The organism is Paraoerskovia marina (assembly GCF_900105445.1).
GTDB lineage: Bacteria > Actinomycetota > Actinomycetes > Actinomycetales > Cellulomonadaceae > Paraoerskovia > Paraoerskovia marina.
The window spans coordinates 100074-115327 of sequence record NZ_LT629776.1; the positions used below are offsets into that span (position 1 = coordinate 100074).

The 15254-nt window shown below is 72.6% G+C and carries 16 protein-coding genes; 4 read left to right on the top strand and 12 right to left on the bottom strand.

Annotated features, from left to right (window positions below):
- Positions 1–9: 9 nt before the first annotated feature.
- Positions 10–804, bottom strand: a complete 795-nt coding sequence (locus BLU20_RS00460; RefSeq protein ID WP_083371158.1) for a polyphosphate polymerase domain-containing protein — start codon at positions 802–804, stop codon at positions 10–12.
- Positions 801–1430, bottom strand: coding sequence for a DUF4956 domain-containing protein (locus BLU20_RS00465; RefSeq protein ID WP_083371159.1), 630 nt, complete (start codon positions 1428–1430; stop codon positions 801–803). The genes BLU20_RS00460 and BLU20_RS00465 overlap by 4 nt, the downstream gene beginning before the upstream one ends.
- A 148-nt stretch (positions 1431–1578) precedes the next feature.
- Between BLU20_RS00465 and BLU20_RS00470 the strand changes: the two genes are divergently transcribed.
- Positions 1579–2034, top strand: coding sequence for a hypothetical protein (locus BLU20_RS00470; protein WP_083371160.1), 456 nt, complete (start codon positions 1579–1581; stop codon positions 2032–2034).
- A 34-nt stretch (positions 2035–2068) separates the two neighbouring features.
- Here the strand turns inward: BLU20_RS00470 and BLU20_RS00475 are convergent, their stop codons facing one another.
- Together BLU20_RS00475 and soxR are read right to left on the bottom strand one after the other, a co-directional pair.
- Positions 2069–4204, bottom strand: coding sequence for a cytochrome c oxidase assembly protein (locus BLU20_RS00475; protein ID WP_083371161.1), 2136 nt, complete (start codon positions 4202–4204; stop codon positions 2069–2071).
- Positions 4201–4725, bottom strand: a complete 525-nt coding sequence (gene soxR / locus BLU20_RS00480; RefSeq protein ID WP_083371162.1) for a redox-sensitive transcriptional activator SoxR — start codon at positions 4723–4725, stop codon at positions 4201–4203. The genes BLU20_RS00475 and soxR overlap by 4 nt, the downstream gene beginning before the upstream one ends.
- Positions 4726–4787: 62 nt before the next feature.
- On the opposite strand from soxR, the gene BLU20_RS00485 reads away from it, so the two are divergent.
- Positions 4788–6206 carry an MFS transporter gene (locus BLU20_RS00485; protein WP_083371163.1) on the top strand — a complete coding sequence of 473 codons (1419 nt, stop codon included), beginning with the start codon at positions 4788–4790 and terminating at the stop codon, positions 6204–6206.
- Here the strand turns inward: BLU20_RS00485 and BLU20_RS00490 are convergent.
- On the bottom strand, positions 6173–6931 hold the full coding sequence (locus BLU20_RS00490) for a sirohydrochlorin chelatase (protein ID WP_029251832.1): 759 nt from the start codon (positions 6929–6931) through the stop codon (positions 6173–6175). The genes BLU20_RS00485 and BLU20_RS00490 overlap by 34 nt on opposite strands.
- Before the next feature lie 10 nt (positions 6932–6941).
- Positions 6942–7550 carry a TetR/AcrR family transcriptional regulator gene (locus BLU20_RS00495; RefSeq protein WP_083371164.1) on the bottom strand — a complete coding sequence of 203 codons (609 nt, stop codon included), beginning with the start codon at positions 7548–7550 and terminating at the stop codon, positions 6942–6944.
- Between the two features lie 132 nt (positions 7551–7682).
- Between BLU20_RS00495 and BLU20_RS00500 the strand changes: the two genes are divergently transcribed.
- Positions 7683–8237, top strand: coding sequence for a carboxymuconolactone decarboxylase family protein (locus BLU20_RS00500; protein ID WP_083371165.1), 555 nt, complete (start codon positions 7683–7685; stop codon positions 8235–8237).
- Positions 8238–8283: 46 nt separating this feature from the next.
- Here BLU20_RS00500 and BLU20_RS00505 read toward each other — a convergent pair whose 3' ends face one another.
- The 4 genes from BLU20_RS00505 to hisC all read right to left on the bottom strand — a co-directional run bounded on the left by BLU20_RS00505 (position 8284) and on the right by hisC (position 13111).
- A complete protein-coding gene (locus tag BLU20_RS00505; RefSeq protein ID WP_083371166.1) occupies positions 8284–9693 on the bottom strand; it encodes a dihydrolipoamide acetyltransferase family protein in 1410 nt (469 codons plus the stop codon).
- Between the two features lie 24 nt (positions 9694–9717).
- A complete protein-coding gene (locus BLU20_RS00510) occupies positions 9718–10701 on the bottom strand; it encodes an alpha-ketoacid dehydrogenase subunit beta (RefSeq protein ID WP_029251828.1) in 984 nt (327 codons plus the stop codon).
- Entirely contained in the window at positions 10698–11840 is a 1143-nt protein-coding gene (pdhA, locus tag BLU20_RS00515; RefSeq protein ID WP_172828962.1) for a pyruvate dehydrogenase (acetyl-transferring) E1 component subunit alpha, read from the bottom strand. Before pdhA ends, BLU20_RS00510 begins: the two co-directional genes overlap by 4 nt.
- Positions 11841–12019: 179 nt before the next feature.
- Positions 12020–13111, bottom strand: coding sequence for a histidinol-phosphate transaminase (gene hisC / locus BLU20_RS00520; protein ID WP_083371168.1), 1092 nt, complete (start codon positions 13109–13111; stop codon positions 12020–12022).
- Between the two features lie 68 nt (positions 13112–13179).
- Here hisC and BLU20_RS00525 point away from each other — a divergent pair, with 68 nt between their 5' ends.
- Positions 13180–13569, top strand: a complete 390-nt coding sequence (locus BLU20_RS00525) for a phage holin family protein (RefSeq protein WP_083371169.1) — start codon at positions 13180–13182, stop codon at positions 13567–13569.
- A gap of 21 nt (positions 13570–13590) precedes the next feature.
- On the opposite strand, the gene BLU20_RS00530 is transcribed toward BLU20_RS00525, so the two are convergent.
- Positions 13591–14919 carry a hypothetical protein gene (locus BLU20_RS00530; RefSeq protein WP_083371170.1) on the bottom strand — a complete coding sequence of 443 codons (1329 nt, stop codon included), beginning with the start codon at positions 14917–14919 and terminating at the stop codon, positions 13591–13593.
- Entirely contained in the window at positions 14916–15146 is a 231-nt protein-coding gene (locus tag BLU20_RS00535; RefSeq protein WP_083371171.1) for a hypothetical protein, read from the bottom strand. The genes BLU20_RS00530 and BLU20_RS00535 overlap by 4 nt, the downstream gene beginning before the upstream one ends.
- Positions 15147–15254: the final 108 nt, after the last annotated feature.

Here is a 15254-nt window from a genome sequence, read left to right on the forward strand (position 1 = left end):
GTGTCTCCTTCAGTCGTTCCACGTCAGGTCAAGCTGGTGATCGAGTGCGCGACGCCACCGCGTCGCAGGCAGCTCGGGATGGAGGGCCGCGAGGCCTGCTCCGAACTTCGAGATCCGTGCCGGCCGGATGCCGCGCGCCCAGAGCACACGGTCGAGGGTTCCGGCCTGGGACCCGCTCTTGGTCTCGACGACCGCCACGTCGCCCACCGCGAGGTGAGCTCCGCCGTCGTACCACTCGAGGTGGGTGTCGATGGTGGCGCGGGACGCCGTCTGGGGGAGGAGGAGCGTCATGCGCCGGTACTCCGTGCGCAGGGTCGGCTCGAGGGTTCGCGGGTCGACGGGCAGCGCCCGTGTCATCCGCAGCACCTCGCCGACGAACTCGACACCGGTCCCGAGACTGTCGGGTGCGTGGTCGTGGTCCGTGCGGTGCTTGACCGTGGTCCCCCGCGACCCGCGGGTCTTGACCTCCAGCCGGCACAGCCCCGAGTCGAGGTAGGTCCGCGTGCGGACCTTGAAGCGACGACGGCGGCGGTGCGCCGCCGAGCGGAAACTCGCCAGGTCCGGGGTGTCGAAGTACTGCGAGGCGTACCCGAAGTCGCGCTGTCCGTCGATCTCCAGCACCCGGACACCGGGCTCTGCGGAGAGGAGTCCCCGCAGGATCCCGTCCAGGGCCGGCGTCGGCACGAGGTACTTGCGGTCCACCCGCGTCTGCAGCGCGGCGTGAAGGTCCAGCTCCTCGAGTCCGATCGGGTTCAGCCGGTCCGCCGTCATGGTCGACCTCTGCTCCACCGTCGGCGCGCTCATCGTGCGTTCACCCGTGCGGCCGACCGGCTCTCGGTCCCCGTCTCCGTGCGGCCTGAGGTGCGGCCGGCGGTGCGGCCGCCGCCGACCTCGTACCGGACGTTGACGGTGGTGGTGTCGTTCACCAGGTCGAGGCGCTGGACGGTGATCGAGCGGACGCGACCGCCGAGCAGGTTCTCGAGGTAGGCCGTCTGACCGGCCTCGTCGGGGATCGCCCGGTCGATGACGACGTTCTCGTTGCGGTACCGACCCAGCAGGGCCGGGCTGTCCGCGAACGCCATCGCCACGACGATCAGGGCCATGAGCGAGACGCTCAGGACCAGACCCGTGCCGGAGGCGCCCAGGCCACCGAGGAGTCCGAGCGCGAGCGCCGCGAAGTAGTAGGCAACCTCGTGCTGCGCGATCTCGGAGGAGCGCAGGCGGATGATCGACAGGACGCCGAAGAGGCCCAGACCGAGACCCGCGCCGACGGTGCTGGATGCCAGCGCGCCGGCCACCGCCAGGACGCCGACGTTCAGGCCGACGTAGGCCGTGACCAGGTCACGGCGACGGTGCCGCGGGAAGTAGAGGCCGAACGTCAGGATGGCGATTGCCACGATGTCGGCCGTGAAAAGAATGATCTGGTCCATCTTTGCCCTCCGGGGATCAGGTGATGTCTCCATTACGAACCCCGGTGCTATGAGACTGCTGTGAGACGCCTGGGCGCGGTGTACGAGTTCGTCCCGCCGGCCCGGTCGCCCCTGGGCCGCACCCGATACGGGGGCGCATACTGGACAGATGGCACACGGTCGTTCACTCGGAACCTGCGGCGCGCTCCTCGCCGCCCTCGTCCTGGCGGGCTGCGGGTCGACGCCCGCGGTGAGCCTGCAGTCGGAGTTTCTCGACGCCGTGGACACCGCCGGGGAGGGCAGCGGCACCCTGGACCTCGTCCCGGTGCTGCACGACGACTGGCAGCGCGTCGTCGTCGCGTGCCCGGGCACCGACGAGGAGGCGATCGCCGCCGCGCTCGAGGTGGAGTCGGTCGACGGTGACCTGCCGGACCTCGGTGACGAGGACACCGGGTGGCTGCTGCTCGTCAACGGGAGCACCGTGACGGACGTGGTCGACGTGCCGCGGGACGAGGCCGACCTGTGCGCGGGCGACGGCGGGCCGGACGTGCTGACGCCGGGCAGCCCGACCATGACGGTCACGCCCGGGGAGACCGACGGCGCCTGGGTCGTCTCGGCCGACTGACCGACGGCGGCAGCGCGCCCGACCGCGGGGCGGATCAGGACATGCGGTCGTCGCGGTCCTTCAGCTGGGCGAGCATGGCGTTGTACTCGTCCATCTCGATGTCGCCCTCGCGCGCCACCTTGCGGTCGCGTCGTGCGGCCTCGCGCTCGTCGGACCGGTGCCACGAGACCGCGACGGCGACGGCGAGCGCGAGCGTCGGGATCTCACCGATCCCCCACGCGATCCCGCCGCCGCGCTGCTGGTCCTCGATGGCGCTCAGTCCCCACGGACGCCCCATGAGGCCGAACCAGTCGGCCGCGAGGAGGGACTCGCTCATCATCAGGGTGACGCCGAAGAAGGCGTGGAACGCCATGGTGGCGATCAGGAGCAGCAACCGCTGGGGGTACGCGAGCCGCTGGGGGCCGGGGTCGATGCCGATCAGGGCGTTGACGAACAGGTACCCGGCGAGGGTGAAGTGCACGACCATCAGGAGGTGGCCGATGTAGTTCTCCATCGCGAACCCGAACAGCGGCGTGAAGTAGAAGACGATCATCGAGCCGCCGAAGTTCACGGCGGCGACGAGCGGGTTGGCCATGAAGTGCCCGAACCGGGAGTTCACGAGGCCGAGCACCCACTCCCGCGGGCCCTTCGTGCCGTCGTCCCGGCCGGGGACCGCCCGCAGCAGGAGCGTGACGGGCGCGGCCAGCACCAGGAAGATCGGCACGATCATCGCCAGCGTCATGTGCTGGATCATGTGCGAGCTGAACATGATGTGGCCGTACTGGGCGGCACCGCCGTTGGTGCTCCAGAGGAACACCAGCATGCCGAGGCACCACGAGACGGTGCGGGTCGCCGGCCAGCTGTCGCCGCGGCGTCGGAGGCGCCACACCCACCGCAGGTAGACGCTCAGGCCGGCGCCGACGACGAACAACCAGATCAGGTCCGGCTCGAACCCGAAGACCCACTGCCCGAGCGTCGGCTCGGGCGGCAGCTCGTGGCCCGTCAGGAGCCACGCGGGCGACGGGTCCTCGACGACGTCCTCCGGCACGGGGGGCGCGGAGGAGCCGAGCGCGACGGCGACGCCGGAGACCGCCCCCATGATGAGCAGCTCGACGGACGCCATCCGCCAGAAGAGCCGCGTGACGGCACGCTCGGCCTCCCGGGACGGGCGGGCGGCGCCGCCCTCGGCCACGCCCTTGCCCGTGGCACGACGGCGGCGCGGTGCCACCTCGGCCAGGGCCCGCAGCTTGCGGACGACGACCTCGCGATGGGCGTAGCCGATGGCGCCCAGCGCGACGGCGAGGAGCACCTTGACGATGAGAAGCTGCCCGTACGGGGTCGCCAGGTCACCGAGGCTCTGCACGCGGATCAGCGCGGCGACGACCCCCGACACCACGACGGCGGTGTAGCACCAGAGCGCGATCGAGGAGTAGCGGTCGACCGCCGTCGCGAAGTCCGACCGGCCGACCGAACCACGGATCCGTCCGGCGACGAGGCCCGCGAGCCCCCCGATCCAGATCGCGGCACCGACGAGGTGCAGGAAGAACGCGGAGATGGCGATCTCGTGGTTCGCGGCGCCGGCGGCGTGGCCGGTGCTCGACTGGACCGCGAGCGCCACGAGGGCGACGAGCCCGACGACGAGGGCGCCGTTCGCGGTGCGCACGGCGAGCGCCAGCGCGGACGTGAGGGCCGCGACCGCGATGATCGTCAGGTAGACCCGGCCGAGCGCGATGTCGGTGAGGAAGAGCCCGAACTCGGGCCCGAACTCGTCGGAGCCGATCTGGGTGCCGGAGACCGCGGCGTAGCGCAGCACGGTCTGGACGACGGCGAGCACCGCCCAGACGCCGGCTGCGGCCCCGGCGAGGTTGAGTCCGCGCCGCAGGGGCGCTCCGGGGCGCAGGACGAACGCGCCGAGGGTGAGGGACCCGATGGCGACGGACGCGGACAGCTCGGTGAGGACGACGCTCACGGGCAGCAGGTACCGGGTGACGGTGCCCGGGTCGACGATCACGGCGTCGTACGCACTGGTCCAGATCCCCGCGAGCAGGGTGGCGGCGACGGCGACGACGACGGCGGCCGGTCCGGCGGCGACCAGCCACCACGGGGTGCCGGGGGTGATCAGCGGGTCCGCGGTGCGCGGGCCGGTGGGCGCGGCGCCGCGCGGTTCGCTGCGGGTGGCGGTCGGGGTCACCGCACCAGCGTAGGCGGCACCGGGGCCTCGGTGGCACCGTCGGGTCGCCCCGGAGTGAGGGACGTGTCACGTCCGGCGGCGTCGATCGCGTCGACGACGGCGCGCGGGCCCGGCCCTTCGGCCGCCCGTGCGTCGTCGGGGTTGACGAGCGCGCAGCGGCTCACGGAGAGGCAGCCGCAGCCGATGCAGCCGTCGAGGTCGTCGCGGAGCTCGTGCAGGACGGCGATCCGCGCGTCGAGCTCGGCGCGCCACGCGGCCGAGAGCCGCCGCCAGTCGGCGGTCGAGGGTGTGCGGTCGACGGGCAGTGTCCCGAGGGCCTCGCGGATCCGGGCGAGCGGGAGGCCGACGCGCTGCGACATGCGGATGAACGCGACCCGGCGGAGCTGGTCGCGCGCGTACCGGCGCTGGTTGCCCGGGGTGCGCGCGGCCCGGATCAGGCCCTCCCGCTCGTAGAAGTGCAGGGCGGAGACGGTCACGCCGCTGCGGGCGGACATCTCCGAGACGCTCAGCCCTTCGCTCATTCTTTCCGCTCCTCCCGACGACGGTTGACCTCAACCACACTTGAGGTTACAGACTTCTCGGCATGCCCTCCCTGACCTCCCGCGGCCGCGCGACGACGCTCGTCGGCCTCGTCACGATCGTCGCCCTGGGCGCGTTCGAGACGCTCGCCGTGGCCACGGCGATGCCCGCCGTCGCCGCCGACCTGGACGGGCTGCGCTTCTACGGCCTGACCTTCGCCGCGACGATCGCGGCGAGCGTCGTCAGCATGGTCGCCGCCGGTCCGCTGACCGACCGCAGGGGGCCGGCCGTGGTGCTCCTCGGCGGTGTCGGTCTCTTCGCCGCCGGGCTCCTCGTCGCCGGCTCCGCACCGACCATCGGCGCCTTCCTCGCCGGGCGCGTGCTGCAGGGGCTGGGCAGCGGGGCCTACATCGTGGCCGTCTACGTGGTCGTCGCCCGGACCTACGACCACGCCGAACGACCCCGGGTCTTCGCCTGGTTCTCCGCGGCCTGGGTGGTCCCTGCGCTCGTCGGGCCGGCCGTCGCGGGCCTGATCGTGGAGCACGCCGGATGGCGGTGGGTTTACTGGGGCGTCGCGGTCGTCCTCGTCCCGGCCGTCCTCATGGTCGCGCCGTCCCTGCGCCGGGACGGCGGCCCCACGGGCACGCCCGGCCCGGTGGACCCGGAGGACCGGCGCCGCGTGGTGCTCGCGGTCGTGGCGGCCTGCGGGGTCGGGGCGCTGCACCTCGCCGCGGGGTCGAGCGGCGCCGGCGCCGTGGTGCTCGGCGCCGTCGGTGCGGCCGCCGTGCTCCTGACGGTCGCCGCGATCCTGCCCGCCGGGACGTTCCGCGCCGCACGCGGGATCCCGACCGCCGTCGGGATCAACGCGCTGACCAGTACCGCGTTCCTGACCGCCGAGTCCGTCCTGCCCCTGCTCCTGGTCACCCACCACGGCCTCAGCGCCGCCACGGCCGGGCTCGCCCTGACGTTCGCCGCCGTCGGCTGGTCGTCGGCCTCCTGGTTCCGCGGGCGCAACCCGTTCGACGTGGAGGCGGTCGGGTTCCTGCGCGCGGGTTCCCTGGCCCTCGTGATCGGGATCGGCGGGGCGGCGACCCTGACGATCCCGGCCGTGCCGTCGGCCGTCGGGATGGCCGCCTGGGCCGTCACGGGCATCGGCATGGGGCTGACGAGTCCGACCCTCTCGGTGCTCGTGCTCGATCTCGCGGAGCCGGGGAGGCAGGGGGCGGCCGCGTCCGCGCTCCAGACCGGCAGCGCGGTCGTCGCAGCGCCGGCGCTCGCCGTCGTCGGCGCCGCCGTGTGGATGCTCCGCGACGCCGGGACCTGGGGGTTCGTCGTCGTCTTCGCCCTCGCGTCCGCCTGTGCGGCGGCGGCGTTCGTGCTGGCGCCGCGGGCCGCGGCCGGGCCGGGACCGGACCTCGACGGCGGGCCGGGAGACGGACCGCCCGGAGACTACGCGCCGAGCGCAGCCACGCCGTCGGCGTAGCGGTCCAGCACGATGTCGGTCAGCAGCGGGTCCGGGGCGAGGGCGTCCGTGACCACGTCCGCCCCGGCGTCGGCGAGCTTGTCCAGGAACACCCCGGGAGCGAGCAGGTAGGCGGCGATCACGACGCGTGTCGCCCCGGCCTCACGAGCGGCGGCGACCGCCTCCGGGACCGTCGGCGTCGCCTTGGACCCGTACCCGATCGTCACGGGCACCTCGAGCCGTGCGCGCAGACCCTCCGCCACCTCCTCGACCGCCTCGACCGCGCGCGCGTCGGACGACCCGGCCGCACCCAGCACCACGGCGTCGCCGGGCAGCAGTCCGACCGACGCCAGGCGCGCCCGAAGGATCTCGACGAGCCGGGGGTCGGGGCCCAGCGCGCCCGTGCGCACCGCGTCCGCCGTCGCCGCGTCGTGATCCGCGACGGCCTCGGTGACGTCGACGTAGACGTGGAAGCCCGCGGAGAGCAGCAGCGGGACGACGACGGCGTCCTGCGGCTCCGCCGTCGGGTCCCCCACCGCGCCGGGTGCGCCGGGTTCGACGACCCCGGCGAGGACGTCGGGCAGCTGCGGGTGCTGGACGTCGACATACGTCTCGCGCACGTCCAGGTCCGGGCGGCGGGCGCGCACGTCGTCGAGCAGGGCGGTGACGGCCGCCTGCCCGTCCGGACTGTCCGTGCCGTGGGAGCAGCCGACGAGGACGGCGGGGTTGCGCGGGCTGGTCGTCATGCCCACGAACCTACCGCGAACGCCAGTCGTCGACGGCGACGTGCATCGCGTGGAGGTAACGGTGGATCTCGGCGGGCTCGGCCCCGGCGCGCATCACCACGTGCAGACCGAGCAGGTACGTGGTGAGCAGGTCCGTGCGGGCCGTTACGACGTCCTCCTCGGCCTCGGGGCAGCCCTGGCGGACCAGGGCCTGGATCTGCTCGCGCATCTGCTCGCGGTAGTCGACCGAGAAGTCGTATCCCGGCAGCCTCCCGCGCAGCTCGTTGGAGGCCATCACCATCAGGCAGCCGTCGCGACCCTGCTCGGAGACGGCGTCGACCTCGAACAGGTCGAGGAAGCGATGGACCCCCTCGATCCCGGGGCCCGCCTCGGCGACGAGCGTCCCGAACATCGCCATCCGCTCGGCGAGGTACCGCCGCAGCACCTTGGCGAAGAGCTCTTCCTTGCTCCCGAACGTGCGGTAGAGGCTGGGCTTGTGGACTCCGCTCGCCTCGACGATGTCGGAGATCGAGGTCTGCGAGTAGCCCTGGCGCCAGAAGAGCGCGGTCAGCGACGCGAGGACGGTCTCCTCGTCGAAGAGTCTCGGGCGCCCGATCGGAGCCTTCGCTGACGTGCTCATCCCCCGATCCTACGCGGAACAGCGCTGTTTGTAACTCAGCGGTAGCAAACTCCGTCCGAGTTTAGTAACGTTCGGTATAGAACGAACGCACGACGGGTCCGCCCCGCGGGCCCGACACCGAGAGGAGCACCGATGACCGACTTCACGATGCACGACGAGTCCACCGCCCCCGAGGAGTCCAAGCCCCTGCTCGCCAGGTCCAAGAGGCAGATGGGGATGATCCCCGGCCTGCACGCGACGATGGCGGAAGCCCCCGGCCTCCTCGAGGCCTACCAGGACGCTCACCGGCTCTTCCTCGACACCAGCTTCGACAAGGACGAGCTCACCGTCGTTTGGCAGACCGTCAACGTCGAGCACTCGTGCCACTACTGCGTCCCAGCACACACCGGCATCGCCAAGTCGATGAAGGTCGACGACGCGATCACCGACGCCCTGCGTGACGGCACGCCGCTGCCCACCGATCACCTCGAGGCACTGCGCACCTTCACGCTCGCGATGGTGCGCGAGCGCGGTGAGGTCGACGACGCCACCGTCCAGACCTTCCTGGACGCCGGCTACACCCGCCGCCAGGTGCTCGAGGTCGTCCTCGGCATCGCGCAGAAGGTGATGTCGAACTACACCAACCACCTCGCGCAGACGCCGATCGACCCCGCGTCGGAGAAGTACGCCTGGAGCGGCACGCTCTGACCCGCGCGTCGCAGCACGACCCGACCGGAGGACCCGGTGCGGACGCTCAGCTCCAGACGAGCGCCTGCGCCGGGTCCTCCAGCACGCGCGCGACGTCGGCCAGCACCCGGGAGCCCAGCTCCCCGTCGACGAGCCGGTGGTCCATGCTCAGTGCGAGCTGGGTGACCCAGCGCTTCTTGATCTTCCCCTTGTGCACCCACGGCTGCTCGCGGATCGCGCCGAACGCGAGGATCGCCGCCTCGCCCGGGTTGAGGATCGGCGTCCCCGTGTCGATGCCGAAGACCCCGACGTTCGTGATCGTGATGGTCCCGTCCTGCATCGCCGCGGGCGTCGTCCTGCCGGACCGCGCCGTCGCGGTGAGCTCCCCGAGCCCGGTCGCGAGCTCCTTGAGATCCATCGCGTGCGCGTCCTTGATGTTCGGCACCACGAGACCGCGCGGCGTCGCCGCCGCGATCCCCAGGTTCACGTAGTGCTTGTAGACGATCTCCTGCGCGCCCTCGTCCCAGCTCGCGTTCACCTCGGGGTGCCGGTCGACCGAGATCAGCAGCGCCTTGGCGGCAAGCAGCAGCGGGGTGATCCGCACGTCCGCGAACTCACGGTCCTCACGCAGTCGCCGCACCAGCTTCATCGTCTTGGTGACGTCGACGGTGGCGAACACGGTCACGTGCGGCGCAGTGAACGCGCTGTGCACCATCGCCTCCGCCGTCCGCTTGCGCACCGACCGCACCGGCACGCGCGTCTGCCGCCCGTCCTGGGTGACGCCCGCGGCGTCAGCCCACGGCTCGTCGTCGTAGGCCGCGAGGTGCTGCGCCTCGGTGCGCTCGTGATGCGCCACCAGGTCCTCGCGGGTGACGATCCCGCCCGGACCGGTCGGGTGCACCGTGGTCAGGTCGATCCCGAGATCCTTGGCGAGCTTGCGCACCGGCGGCTTCGCGAGGGTGCGCGGGTGCGAGGACGAGGCCGTCGCGCTCGCGGGCTCGGCCGACGGCGCGGGCTCGGCCTTCTGCTGGACGGTCTGGGCCGCGGAGCCCGCGCCACGCCGGGTGCGACGACCTGAGACGGCTGCCGTGCCGTACCCGACGAGCACGGCGCCACTCCCGGACGACTCCTGCCCACCCGACGCCGCGACGTCGGCCGACGGTGCTGAAGAGGCCCCCGACACCGGCTCTGCAGCCGCAGGGGCGGACGGTTCTGCCGGGGCCTCGCCGTCCGGGTCGGTGTCGATCACGATGATCGGGGCGCCGACGTCGACGGTGGTGCCCTCGGCGACCAGCACCTCGTGCACACGCCCCGTCCAGGGTGTCGGCAGGTCGACCAGCGACTTGGCGGTCTCGATCTCGAGGATGATGTCGTTGACCGTGACGTCGTCGCCCACGGCGACGTGCCACTGCACGATCTCGGCCTCGGTCAGGCCCTCGCCGGCGTCGGGCAGGAGGAAGGTCTCGTAGGTGGGCACGGGCTGCTCCTGGTCGTCGCCGCGTCAGAACGCGAGGGTTCGCTCGACAGCATCCAGGATGCGGTCGACGCTCGGAAGGTGGTCGTGCTCGATCTTCGCGACCGGATAGGGCGTGTGGAAGCCCGCCACGCGGAGAACGGGCGCCTCGAGGTGGTAGAAGCACTGCTCGCTCACCTGGGCGGCGACCTCGGCCCCCGCGCCGAAGTACGACGACGCCTCGTGCACGACGACGCACCGACCGGTCCGGCGGACGCTCTCGACCACCGTCCGGACGTCGAGCGGCGAGACCGTCCGCAGGTCCACGACCTCCAGGTTGCGCCCCTCCGCCGCGGCGGCCTCGGCCGCCTTGAGCGTGACGTGCGTGGCCGGTCCGTACGTCACGAGCGTGGCGTCGGTGCCCGACCGGGCGACCCGCGCGGAGTCCAGCATGGCGGCGTCCGTCAGCGACAGGTCGACCTCGCCCTTGTCCCAGTACCGCGCCTTCGGCTCGAAGAACAGCACCGGGTCGGGCGACGCGATGGCCTCCCGCATCATCGTGTACGCGTCCTGCGGCGTGGACGGCGAGACGACGCGCAGCCCGGCGGTGTGGGCGAACAACGCCTCGGGGCTCTCCGAGTGGTGCTCGATCGCTCCGATGCCGCCACCGAACGGGATCCGGATGACGACGGGCATGGTGATGCGCCCGGCGGACCGGTTGTGGATCTTCGCCAGCTGCGTCGTGATCTGGTCGTACGCCGGGAAGACGAACCCGTCGAACTGGATCTCGCAGACCGGGCGGTACCCGCGCATCGCGAGCCCGATCGCCGTGCCGACGATCCCCGACTCCGCGAGCGGCGAGTCCACCACGCGCGTCTCGCCGAAGTCCTTCTGCAGGCCGTCGGTCACGCGGAACACCCCGCCGAGCGCACCGATGTCCTCACCCATCAGCATCACCTGCGGGTCGGTCTCCAACGAGGCCCGCAGCGCCTCGTTGACCGCCTTGCCGAGCGTCATCCTCGTCGTGCTCATCGGGCTGCCTCCTCGAACGACGCCTCGTACTGCGCGTGCCACTCCCGCTCGGCCGTCACGACCGCGTTCTCGCTGGCGTACGCGTGGTCGAACATCGACTCCGGCGCCGGGGCCTCCATCGCCCGCACGTCCGCCCGCAGGGTCTCGCCGAGCTCGTCGCCGGCAGCGGTGACGGCCGCGGCGAACGCGTCGTCCCAGCCGCCCTCACGCTCCAGCAGCAGCCTGACACGGTCGATCGGGTCCCGCTCGCGCCAGTAGCCCTCCTGCGCCCGGGAGCGGTACCGGGTGGGGTCGTCCGACGTCGTGTGCGCACCCATCCGGTACGTGTAGGCCTCGACGAAGGTCGGCCCCCCTCCGGACCGGGCACGCTCGAGCGCCTCCGACATCACCGCGTGGCTGGCGAGGGCGTCGTTGCCGTCCACCCGCACGCTCGGGATCCCGAAGCCGAGACCGCGCTGGTAGAGCGGCACGCGGGTCTGGCGGGCGGTGGGCTCCGAGATCGCCCACTGGTTGTTCTGGCAGAGGAACACGACCGGCGCGTTGTTCACTGCCGCAAAGACGAGCGCCTCGTTGATGTCTCCTTGCGACGTCGCGCCGTCCCCGAAGCACGCGACGACCGCCGTGTCGCGGGTGCTGTCGCCGGTCCCGACGAGCCCGTCGCGCTGCACGCCCATCGCGTAGCCGGTGGCATGCAGGGCGTGCGAGCCGATCACCAGCGTGTACAGGTGGAAGTTGTGCTCCTGTACGTCCCATCCGCCGTGATCGATACCGCGAAACTGCCGCAGGAGGTTCGACATCCGCACGCCGCGGACGTGCGCGATGCCGTGCTCGCGGTACGAGGGGAAGACGTAGTCCTGCGTCGCGAGCGCGTGCGCGGCGCCGATCTGCACACCCTCCTGGCCGAGCGACTGAGGGTAGAGCCCGAGCTCGCCCTGGCGCTGGAGCGAGGTTGCCTCCACGTCGAACCGCCGGACCAGCGACATGTCCTTGTACATGTCGCGCAACGCATCGGTGTCGAGGTGCGCCACGCGTGCCGCGTACTCCGGGTGCGTGTCGGTGCGAGCCCCGTCCCGCGTCACGAGACGGACGAGGTCGTCCTCCTCGGCCGCGTCGGGCTCGAATGCCGAATGCTGGTCCACGTCGGTCTCCCTCGTGCTCCTGCGCGTGCGACGGCCCCTCGGTCGGCGCACCTACGGTTCCGTAGGCTACGCCAGCGTAGGCTACGGGTTCGCGAGCGTGACAGGTCTGTCGGTGCCCAACATCACCCGGAGGTCGTTGGAGGTTTCCTCCAAGTGTGCCGCGGGTCGCACCGATCCGCTCACCCGAGCGGCAGACCCTCCCGCCAGCGTGCTGCGACGGCCACGAGCAGGTCGTTCGCCACGGGCTCGCCGACGCTCACGCGGATGCCCTCGCCCGCGAACGGGCGCACGAGCACACCCGCGGAGGTCGCCTCCGCGGCGTACTCGACCGTGCGCTCGCCGAACTCGAACCAGACGAAGTTGCCCTGGGCGTCCGGCAGCTCCCAGCCCTGGTCCCGCAGCGCCTCGACCATCCGCGTGCGCTCGGAGACGACCGCCTCGACACGCTCGAGCAGCTCGTCCTGGGCGTTGAGCGAGGCCACCGCGGCGTGCTGCGCCAGGTGGTTCACGCCGAACGGCGTCGACGCCGAGCGGATCGCCCGCGCCAGCCGCGGACGCGCGACGGCGTAGCCGACCCGCAGCCCCGCGAGCCCGTACGCCTTGGAGAACGTCCGGACGAGGACCACGTTCGCGTGCGCCGCGTAGGCCGCCGGACCGTCGGCGACCTCGGGGTCGCGGACGAACTCCACGTACGCCTCGTCGAGCACGACGAGGACGTCGGACGGGACCTGGGCCATGAACGCGTCGAACTCGGCCTGACGGACCACCGGGCCGGTCGGGTTGTTGGGGCTGCACACCAGGACGGCGCGTGTGCGCGGGGTGATCGCCGCAGCCATCGCCGGCAGGTCGAGCCGTCCGGTGGCCGTCACCGGCACCTGGACGGAGACGCCGCCCACGACGGGCACCACGATCGGGTACGCCTCGAACGACCGCCACGGCATCACCACCTCGTCCCCCTCGGAGACGACGGCGGCCAGCACGTGCTGCAGGACCGCGACGGACCCGTTGCCGACGACGACGTTCTCCGCCGTGACCCCGCCGCCGACGTGCTCGGCGACCGCGTCCAGCAGGTCCAGCGCGAACATGTCCGGGTACCGGTTGACGTCCGCCGCCGCGTCGCTGATCGCCATCAGCACGGACGGCAGCGGCGGGTACGGGTTCTCGTTGGAGGTCAGCTTGAACGCCGCCGCCCCCGCGGGGACACGCGCCCCGGGGACGTAGGCGGGCAGGGCGTCGATGGCAGGGCGCACGGGCACACGGGGTGAACTCACCCGATCAGGATGCCACGCACGGGCCGGATCCCGACCACGCGCACAGACCGCTCTGGTTTGATGGGCGCATGAACTTCATCGTCCGCGTCCTCGTCACGGCGCTCGCGCTGTGGCTGACGAGCCTGGTCCTCGACGACCACCTCTTCATCGTCGGCGGCGACTCGGCAGGCGCCACCATCGTGATCCTGCTCGCCGTCTCCCTGCTGTTCACCCTGGTCAACTCGATCGTCAAGCCGCTCCTGCAGTTCATCTCGATCCCGCTGTACATCCTCACGCTCGGGCTCTTCCACCTCGTGATCAACGCCCTGATGCTGATGCTGACGGCCTGGATCACCGAGGCGACGCAGTGGGGAATCCGGCTCGAGGGCGGGTTCTGGTGGGCCGTGTGGATCGCGCTGATCCTCGCCGTCGTCAACGCGGTCATCAACGCCGTGGTCCCGGGCGACCAGAGCCGCTGACCCCGTTCCTCCCGCGACCCGTCACGGAGCCGTCCCCGGCTCCCGTGGCGGGTCGCGTGGTTCGTCCGTGGGCTCGACGGGATGCTGCTCCGGGACAAGTCGGCTCTCGATCACGGCCTGGCCCACGAGTTCGGCGTCGAGGAAGTCCTCGATCTCGGCGTCGACCGTCCTGAGCGCGGCGCTCGTCTCGTCGTCCCGCCGCCTGTCGGCCAGGGCCGCCTCGAGCGCTGCCGCGTGATACCCGACGCCGTGGGGAATGACGTCCGACGCCGCACCCACCGTCAGGTCGGCGGCGCCACCCACCGTCACCCGCCCCGGGGTCGCCGGGTTCCGTCTCCCGTCCAGCGCGGTGACGATCTCGCCCGGCACCTCGACGTGGAGGGACCGCACCCGCTCCGGGAGCCGGTGCCCGGCCACCGGCGACCCCGCGGTCACCAGCCGCGTCACGCGCGGGTCGGACGCCGCGACGACGGCGGCCGCGAGCCCTCCCTGGGAGTGCCCGACGAGCATCACGTCGTCCTGCGGGCCGACCCCGGCACGATCCATCGCCTCACGGATCACGACCACACTGTCGGCTGACTCTCGCTCCGCCGCGTCGGCCGACATGAGCTCGAAGTTCTGGTGCCACCCGAAGGTGGACGCGGAGTACGTGTTGGTGCCGGGCACCGAGACGAGCCACCGCGACGACCCGCCGGCCGCGCGCAGCTCCTGGACCGCGACCAGCGACGCACCGTGCTGCTCCTCCGAGACCCGCTGGACACCGTGCAGCGCCTCCACGGCCGTGCGGGGCGCCGGCAGCACGTCACGCTCGACGACCTCGACCCGAGGGTCGTCCGCGTAGGCGCGGCGGCGGAGCCCGGTCAGGCGTGCGAGCGAGTCCGCGACCGAACCGACGGCGCCACCGACCGAGCCGCCCGCGCCGAAGAGCGCGGCGAGCCCGCCCGGCAGCCCCGGGACGTGCGGACCGGCGACGGTGAGCGCCAGGCTGCCGACGAACGGCTCGTGCACGGGCGCCGTCCAGACCATCACCGAGCGCAGGTCGACCGCGAGCCCGGCGTCGGCGGCCTCGAACTCGCCGGCAGCCGCGTCGGCGTCACCCGCCAACGCGGCGAGGTCACCCGCGAGGAGTCGCACCAGGCCCGTCGCGGCCTCGACCTCACCGGCAACCTGGGCGGCGCGGACGGCGAGGAAGGGTTCGTCCCAGGCGCCCAGCCCGCCCCACGGCGTCGACCGGAGGCTCACGGCGGCGGTGACGAGCGGCGCGACCATGCCGTCGACCGTCGCCGCCAGGTCTCGCACACGGTCGGCGTCGGAACGGATGCGGCACGTGTCGACGAGCAGGTCGCTCACCCGACCTCCAGGCCCCGTGCCCGGGCGGCCAGCGCGTCGACGGCGGCGGCGAGCGCTCGCGCCCGGGCCGCGAGCGCCGTCGTCTCGTCACGGCACGCCGTGCCCGACCGCCCCTCCCAGCCGCCGGCGCCACCGACGCCGTCGAGACTCGATGCGACGTCGGCGAGGCCGAGCGCGACGGCGGCCAGTGCCGCGGAGGGGGCCGCGGCCCCCGAGAAGTCGTCCATGCCCGCCGACGCTAGGACCTCCGTCGCCCGCCCGACGCCCCCGGGTCACGGGTCGGTGGACACGTCCCGCGGCGGGGTGGCTGTGGACGGAGGGAGCGCCCGAGGATC